Annotated in this window: 1 protein-coding gene; it reads left to right on the top strand. The window is 59.6% G+C overall.

All coding sequences use genetic code 11. The annotated features are described in order from the left end of the window. The first annotated feature begins 372 nt into the window (after positions 1 to 372). Positions 373 to 987: a LysE/ArgO family amino acid transporter gene (locus tag L692_RS0106220; protein ID WP_025698172.1), complete on the top strand. Its 615-nt coding sequence runs from the start codon at positions 373 to 375 to the stop codon at positions 985 to 987. Positions 988 to 1068 lie beyond the last annotated feature (81 nt).

Here is a 1068-nt window from a genome sequence, read left to right as displayed (position 1 = left end):
CGCGCTGCGGCGGCAGCTTCATGCCCTCGGGCCAGTCGCCGCCGGTGATTTTGGCGCGGAAATATCCGGCGATTTGCGCGTAGATCGGCTGAGGCGAAGCCCGGTCCGGACGCCAGTCCGCCAAGGAAGCGCCGCTGCTGCGGGGCGGCGGAATACGGGTCTGTGACTGCATGAAACCTTTCCCCCTTTAAGTAATATTCCTTACCTTCGTATATGGATCACAGTATAGCATGATGACAGGAGCCGGTTCATTTGGTTGGGGGGCAGGCCCTGCATTTGGATGGTCACGAAAGGATAGAGAAGGCTGTAATATTCGTTAAAGACCCGAATTAGACGCGGGCATTTACCGGAGAAAGGGAGGACCAAGGCAGTATGGAAGCCGCCATTCATGGAATAGTGTTGGCAATTGGCCTTATTCTGCCGCTGGGAGCGCAGAATATCTTTGTGTTTAATCAGGGGGCGCTGCAGCTGCGGTATACGCGGGCGCTTCCCGCCGTAATCACGGCAGCGCTGTGCGATACGCTGCTGATTCTCGCAGCCGTAGGGGGAGCAGCTCTCGCCGTACTGTCGCTGAAATGGCTAACCCCTTTTATTTACGGAGCAGGCGCTTGCTTTTTAACTGTGATGGGCTGGAAAATCCTGCGAGGGAGCCAGGCGGGGAATCGCGCTGTTACGCTTCCTGCCAAAGAGCAGATCGCCTACGCGCTGTCGGTGTCGCTGCTGAATCCGCATGCCCTGATGGACACGGTGGGCGTGATCGGCACAAGCTCCCTCCAGTATGGCGGGGCGGAGCGCTGGGCGTTCGCCGCAGCCGCCTCCGGGGTATCATGGCTGTGGTTCATGACTCTGGCCGCCACCGGAAGCGCGCTCGGCAAGGCCGATCCCTCCGGCAGACGGGTACGCGCGCTGAACAGGGTCTCCGCGCTGCTCCTTTGGGGAATGGCCGGATATATGCTCCGGCAGCTGTGGAACGTGCTTTCGGCTTAACCGCCGATTTGCGACATGCGGCGGCTTGTAGGCGTATGGCTCTGGGCTTTCTTCTCCAGCGCCAGCGCCATTTCATGGTTA

It is taken from the genome of Paenibacillus forsythiae T98 (assembly GCF_000520735.1).
GTDB lineage: Bacteria > Bacillota > Bacilli > Paenibacillales > Paenibacillaceae > Paenibacillus_AQ > Paenibacillus_AQ forsythiae.
Note: the sequence above shows the minus strand (reverse complement) of the source record. Positions and strands in the feature narration are given on the sequence as shown.

What these genes read in the sequence shown, in the direction of transcription:
- L692_RS0106220 (WP_025698172.1), top strand. Translation starts at nt 373, where the DNA reads ATGGAAGCCGCCATTCATGGAATAGTGTTGGCAATTGGCCTTATTCTG.